This window comes from Isoptericola sp. NPDC056573 (assembly GCF_042793335.1).
GTDB lineage: Bacteria > Actinomycetota > Actinomycetes > Actinomycetales > Cellulomonadaceae > Isoptericola.
Map to the genome: position 1 here is coordinate 1 of NZ_JBHTUY010000020.1, position 5,717 is coordinate 5,717.

Consider the following 5,717-nt stretch of genomic DNA (forward strand, 5'->3'; position numbering starts at 1 on the left):
GGGCCCGGCGGCCGGCTGCCGGGCCCGGGCCCCCGCCCCCACGACGCGCTAGGGGGGCCCCGGGGGATCCGGGGCCGCCCTTCGCGCTTCGTCCGTCTGCTCGGCTCGTCCGTCTGCTCAGCCCGACTTGCGGCGGAACATCTTCTGCACCGGCCCGGAGGTCTCCGAACCGTGCACCTGGCCGGTGTTGCCGTCCTTGCCGGCGGTGGGGTGGCTGGCGGCGTTCTTCTTCTCCAGCGCCTCCCGGAAGCGCGCCTTCGTGTCCTCGGTGGGCTTCGCCCTCGAGTCGTCCGTCATCACGGTCACCTCGTCGTCGGTCGGGGTGGGTGTGCTCGCGCGGCGGGCCGCGTGGCACCTGGTGCCGTCCAGCATGCCCCGGCGGCCTACCGGACGCCAGGGCATTTCACGCGGACCGGACGCGCCTCCCGCTCAGTCCGTCGCGCCGCGCCCCGCCGCCGCGGGCTCGCCGTCGGCCGCCGACCCGCGCGCCTCGTGCTCCGCCCGCAGCGACGTGATCGCGGTCTCGAAGTCCTCCAGGGACTCGAAGGACTGATACACGCTGGCGAAGCGCAGGTAGGCGACCTCGTCCAGCTCGCGCAGCGGCCCGAGGATCGCGAGACCGACCTCGTTCGCCTCGATCTCCGGCCGACCGGAGGCCCGCAGGGTCTCCTCGACCTTCTGCGCGAGGACGGCGAGGTCGTCGGAGCTCACCGGCCGGCCCTGGCACGCCTTGCGCACGCCCGCCACCACCTTGTCCCGGCTGAACGGCTCGGTCACCCCGGAGCGCTTGGCCACCGACAGGCTGGCCGTCTCGATCGTGGTGAACCGACGCTGGCACGCGGGGCATTGGCGCCGGCGACGGATGGACGCGCCGTCGTCGGAGGTGCGCGAGTCGACGACTCGTGAGTCCGCATGGCGGCAGAACGGGCAGTGCATCGCTGGTCTCCTGCGCTCGGCTCCGGACCGGCGCCCGGCTGCCCGTCAAGGTAAGCGGCGGGCGACCGTCCGCGCAAGCAGGATCCCTGGGAGCGGCGATGCCGTCAGTCCAGCGGGAGCAGGACCACCTGCCCGGTCTGGAGCTCCGCCGAGGTCAGCCCGTTGAGGTCGCGGAGCTCGGCGACGACGTCGCGCAGGTCGTCCCCCGTGTCCCGCACCTGCTGCGCGTACTGCCACAGGGTGTCGCCGGGCGCCACCGTCTGGAGCCGCACCTCGACGCCTGCGCCCGGCGCCTCCGCCACGGCCCGCTGGCCGACGAGGCCCGCGCCCACGAGGACGAGGAGCACCAGTGCCGCGACCACCACCCGTCCCCTGCGGGTCAGCCGGAGCCCTCCGAGCCCGAGGAACCCGTGAGCGTCGCTGGTGCTGCGCACGTTCTGCATCGTCCTGCCTCCGGTCCACGTGGTGCCGCGATGGGCGGCCGCTCCGTCGAGCATCCGTCGTCGAACACCCGTTCGTCGAACACCTGTACGTCGAACTGCTGTACTAGGTGTACCACGTCGGGGCGACACGGTCGAGACCTGATCGAACAGATGTTTGATGTCGGGCCGGAACTGGCTTAGAGTGGCCGACAGCGCGATGGAAGGTTTGTCGGATTTCATCGGCCCGCCCACGGGCCGCGCCCTGCAGGACGGAGAACGCGATGACCAGCGGACGGGACCAGGCCCCGGCGTCCACGACGACGGCGACGTCATGGGCAGCCCAGGACGAGACCCCCGGGGAGGCGGCCGCGTCGACGGTCCCGGCCGGCACCACCACGAACGTGCTGGCGTCGGTGAGCGAGCTCTCGCCCTCGTCCGACCGCCTCACGCCCCGCCAGCGTCGCGTGCTCGAGACCATCCGCAGCTCCGTCGAGGCGCGCGGCTACCCCCCGACCATGCGCGAGATCGGCGAGGCCGTCGGGCTGGCGAGCCCCTCCTCGGTCAAGCACCAGCTCACCACGCTCGAGCGCAAGGGCTACCTGCGCCGTGACCCCAACCGGCCGCGCGCGATCGAGGTCGTCGACCTCGAGTCGCCCGCGACCGGCGGTGCCGTCCCCGACGCCGACGCGGCGCCCGGGTTCGTGGCGGGGTCGCTCGCCGCCTCCGACGCGCAGCCGGCCCAGGCACCGTCGTACGTCCCGCTGGTCGGCCGGATCGCCGCCGGCGGTCCCATCCTCGCGGAGCAGGTCGTCGAGGACGTCTTCCCGCTCCCCCGGCAGGTCGTCGGCGACGGGGACCTGTTCCTGCTCAAGGTCGCGGGCGACTCGATGGTCGACGCCGCGATCTGCGACGGCGACTGGGTGGTCGTGCGGAGCCAGCCCGTCGCCGAGAACGGCGAGGTCGTCGCCGCGATGATCGACGGCGAGGCGACGGTCAAGACCTTCAAGCAGGCCGGCGGGCACACCTGGCTGCTGCCGCAGAACGCCGCCTACTCGCCCATCCCGGGAGACGAGGCGCAGGTGCTCGGTCGGGTCGTGGCGGTGCTGCGCAGCCTCTGAACGGCGCTCCGCCCCGGCCCCGCCCGGCGCCCCGCGTCCGGTCCGGTCAGAAGCCCAGCCGGCGCTGCACGGCCCGCATGCTCTCGGCCGACGCACGCAGCCCGGCGACCTCCTCGTCCGACAGCGGGGTGTCGATGGTCTCCCCCACGCCGCGCCGGTCGACGAGGGACGGCACCGACAGGCAGACGTCGCTGATGCCGTAGAAGTCGTCGAGGCGGGAGGAGACGTTCATCACGCGGTGCTCGTCGTTGAGCACCGCCTCGATGATCCGGGTCGCCGCCAGGCCGACCGCGTAGTTGGTCGCCCCCTTGCCGGCGATGACGCGGTAGGCCGACTCGACGACGTCGGTCGCGATGCGCTGCCGGGCCGGCTCGTCGAGCGGCGGGCGACCCCGGAAGGGCCGCCAGTCCAGGAGGGGCACGCCGGCGATCGTGGCCGAGCTCCACAGCACGATCTCCGAGTCGCCGTGCTCGCCCGCGATGTTCGCGTGCACGTTCCCGACCGCGACCCCGCAGTGGCGGGCCAGCGCGTCGCGCAGCCGGGACGAGTCGAGGACGGTCCCGCTGCCGAACACCCGGCCCCGGGGCAGGCCGCTGATCTCCTGCGCCGCGTAGGTGACGACGTCGACCGGGTTGGTGACCATGAGGAACACCGCGTCCGGGGCCACCTCGAGCAGGCCCGGCAGGATGGAGCGCGTGAGGCCTACCGTCGCCTCGGCCAGGTCGAGGCGGCTCTGGCCGGGCTTCTGCTTGGCCCCCGCCGTCACCGCGACGATGTCGGCGCCGCGGCACACCTCCACGTCGTCCGAGCCGTCGATCTCGGCCTGAGGGATGAACATCCCCCCGTGCCGCAGGTCGAGGACCTCGGCCTCCACCTTCGCGCGGTTGACGTCCAGGAGGGCGACGGACCGGGCCGCGCCCCGGGCCAGCGCCGCGTACGCGAGGGTGGAACCCACCGCGCCCGCTCCGACGATCGCGAGCTTGGTCGTCCTGCGTGTCTCGTCCACGGCCCCACGCTAGGTGTCGAGACGCCGGAGCGCAGCGCGGACGAGCTCGCCGTCCGTGGTCGGCCAGAAGTCCGGCATGGATCGGGTCAGGAACGACCCGTAGCGCGCGGTCGCGAGCCGGGGGTCGAGGACGGCCACGACCCCTCGGTCGTCGCCCGTGCGCACGAGCCGGCCGGCGCCCTGCGCCAGCAGCAGCGCGGCGTGCGTGGCCGAGACCTGCATGAACCCGTTGCCGCCCGCCTGCTCCACGGACCGCGCCCGCGCCGCCTTCACCGGGTCGTCCGGGCGCGGGAACGGGATCCGGTCCACCAGCACCAGCTGGCAGCTCGGCCCCGGGACGTCGACGCCCTGCCACAACGAGAGGGTGCCGAACAGGCAGGTCGCCGGGTCGTCGGCGAACGCCTTCACGAGGGTCGGAAGCTGGTCGTCGCCCTGGCACAGCACGGGGACGTCCAGCCGCTCGCGCATCGCCTCGGCCGCGGCCTGCGCCGCCCGGCGGGACGAGAACAGCCCGAGGGTCCGTCCTCCGGCGGCCTCGATCAGCCCGGCGATCTCGTCGAGCTGGGCGTCGGTCGTCGGCTCCCGGCCAGGCGCGGGCAGGTGCCGCGCGACGTAGAGGATCCCCTGGCGCGGGTAGTCGAACGGGCTGCCGACGTCGAGACCCGTCCAGTCGGCCGTCTCGTCCGTCCCGCCCGAGCCGGCGAGGCCCAGCGACCGCGCCACCGGGTCGAACGTGCCGCCGAGGGTGAGCGTCGCCGAGGTGAAGACTCCCGTGGCCTCGCCCAGCAGGTGCGTGCGGATCAGCCCCGCCACCGCCAGCGGCGCCGCGTGCAGGCGCGTGACGCCGTCGCCCGCCCAGGGCGCGTTCTCCGGCGGGCGCGAGCACCACAGCACGTCCGCCGTCGTGTCCTCCGCCGCCATCCGTTCCGCGACCTCGAAGAGCTGCAGGACGGCGGACTGCGCCATCTTCGTGCCGGCGTCCGGCGCCTCCTGCCCCTTGCCCGGGCCCTGGGGCTTGAGCCGGGTGAGGAGCTCGCGCGCGGCGTCGCGCACCGCGCCGACCGCGGCGCGCAGGTCGTCGGGGAGGCCGAGCGGGAACCGCTCCGCGGGGGCCGTGGCGAGCAGGCTGCCCAGTCGCTGCGAGGCGGCGTCGAGCGCCTCGGTCTCGGTGCCGCCGTGCCGCCGCGCGAGGCGCGCGGCGTGCTCCACGACCGTCAGCGACAGGTCGACGGTCGCCGCGGCCGTCACGCGCTCGGCGAGCTCGTGCGCCTCGTCGACCACGACGGCGTCGTGCTCGGGCAGCACGCCCGGGTTCCCCGAGACGGCGATCCCCAGCATCGCGTGGTTGGTGACGACGACGTCGGCCTCCCGGGCCGCCGCGCGGGCCCGCTCGGGGAAGCACTCCGCGAGGAGCGGGCACCGCTGCCCCAGGCACTCCAGGGCCGTGACGGACACCTGGCGCCAGGCCCTGTCGGGGACACCGGGCACGAGATCGTCCCGGTCGCCCGTGTCGGTGTCGTCGGCCCACGCGTGCAGCCGGCGCACGTGGTCGGCGAGCGTGGCGGCGTCGTCCCGACGCCCGCCCTGGCGAGATCCTCCGGGCGGCCTCGAGGGCGCCGGGTGCTGCTCGGCGCCTGCCCCCTCGCCGGGTCCGGGGTCGGCCGGGAGGTCGAAGAGCGTCGCGCCCTCGACCGGGTAGCCGCCGGTCACCTTGTGCTTGCACAGGTAGTTGTGCCAGCCCTTGAGCAGGGCGACCTTGGGAGGGCGGGGCAGCTTGGGCCCCACGGTCTCGGCGACCAGCGGCAGGTCGCGCGTGACCACCTGTCGTTGCAGGGCGAGGGTGGCGGTGGAGACGATGACCCGCCTGCCGTCGACGACCGCGTGCCGCACGGCCGGGACGAGGTAGGCGAGCGACTTGCCCGTGCCCGTGCCGGCCTGCACCAGGAGGTGCCGGCCGTCGTCGACGGCCTCCGCCACCGCCTCGGCCATGCGGCGCTGGCCCTCGCGCCGTCCGCCACCGAGGGCCCCCACCGCGAGGTCGAGGAGCTGCGGGGCGTCGGGGGCGTCGGCGGAGGTCACCCGTCGATCCTAGGGTGACCCGCCGACCGTTCCGGGCCGGCGCCCCCCCCCCCCCCCCCCGGCCGCCCCCCCCGCCGGCCCCCGGCCCCCGCGGGGGCCGCCCCCCCCCCGCCGCGCGGGCGATAGGCGGGCCCCCGCCCCCCCCGTCACCCCGCG

The 5,717-nt window shown here is 75.1% G+C and carries 6 protein-coding genes; 1 reads left to right on the plus strand and 5 read right to left on the minus strand.

The window, feature by feature from the left end:
• Nucleotides 1-117: 117 nt before the first annotated feature.
• The 3 genes from ACFQ8E_RS21345 to ACFQ8E_RS21355 all read right to left on the minus strand — a co-directional run bounded on the left by ACFQ8E_RS21345 (nucleotide 118) and on the right by ACFQ8E_RS21355 (nucleotide 1,370).
• A complete protein-coding gene (locus ACFQ8E_RS21345) occupies nucleotides 118-372 on the minus strand; it encodes a DUF5302 domain-containing protein (protein WP_430552574.1) in 255 nt (84 codons plus the stop codon).
• A gap of 57 nt (nucleotides 373-429) precedes the next feature.
• Complete coding sequence (nrdR, locus tag ACFQ8E_RS21350) at nucleotides 430-936, minus strand: transcriptional regulator NrdR (protein ID WP_430552575.1); 507 nt, start codon at nucleotides 934-936, stop codon at nucleotides 430-432.
• 104 nt (nucleotides 937-1,040) lie between these two features.
• On the minus strand, nucleotides 1,041-1,370 hold the full coding sequence (locus ACFQ8E_RS21355; protein WP_430552576.1) for a LysM peptidoglycan-binding domain-containing protein: 330 nt from the start codon (nucleotides 1,368-1,370) through the stop codon (nucleotides 1,041-1,043).
• Nucleotides 1,371-1,639: 269 nt separating this feature from the next.
• Here ACFQ8E_RS21355 and lexA point away from each other — a divergent pair, with 269 nt between their 5' ends.
• Nucleotides 1,640-2,476, plus strand: a complete 837-nt coding sequence (lexA, locus tag ACFQ8E_RS21360) for a transcriptional repressor LexA (protein WP_430552577.1) — start codon at nucleotides 1,640-1,642, stop codon at nucleotides 2,474-2,476.
• A 46-nt stretch (nucleotides 2,477-2,522) separates the two neighbouring features.
• Here the strand turns inward: lexA and ACFQ8E_RS21365 are convergent, their stop codons facing one another.
• Together ACFQ8E_RS21365 and ACFQ8E_RS21370 are read right to left on the minus strand one after the other, a co-directional pair.
• Nucleotides 2,523-3,482, minus strand: a complete 960-nt coding sequence (locus ACFQ8E_RS21365) for an L-lactate dehydrogenase (protein ID WP_430552578.1) — start codon at nucleotides 3,480-3,482, stop codon at nucleotides 2,523-2,525.
• 9 nt (nucleotides 3,483-3,491) lie between these two features.
• Entirely contained in the window at nucleotides 3,492-5,561 is a 2,070-nt protein-coding gene (locus tag ACFQ8E_RS21370) for an ATP-dependent DNA helicase (RefSeq protein ID WP_430552579.1), read from the minus strand.
• Between the last annotated feature and the right edge of the window lie 156 nt (nucleotides 5,562-5,717).

What these genes read in the sequence shown, in the direction of transcription:
- lexA (WP_430552577.1), top strand. Translation starts at nt 1,640, where the DNA reads ATGACCAGCGGACGGGACCAGGCCCCGGCGTCCACGACGACGGCGACG.
- nrdR (WP_430552575.1), bottom strand. Translation starts at nt 936, where the DNA reads ATGCACTGCCCGTTCTGCCGCCATGCGGACTCACGAGTCGTCGACTCG.
- ACFQ8E_RS21345 (WP_430552574.1), bottom strand. Translation starts at nt 372, where the DNA reads ATGCTGGACGGCACCAGGTGCCACGCGGCCCGCCGCGCGAGCACACCC.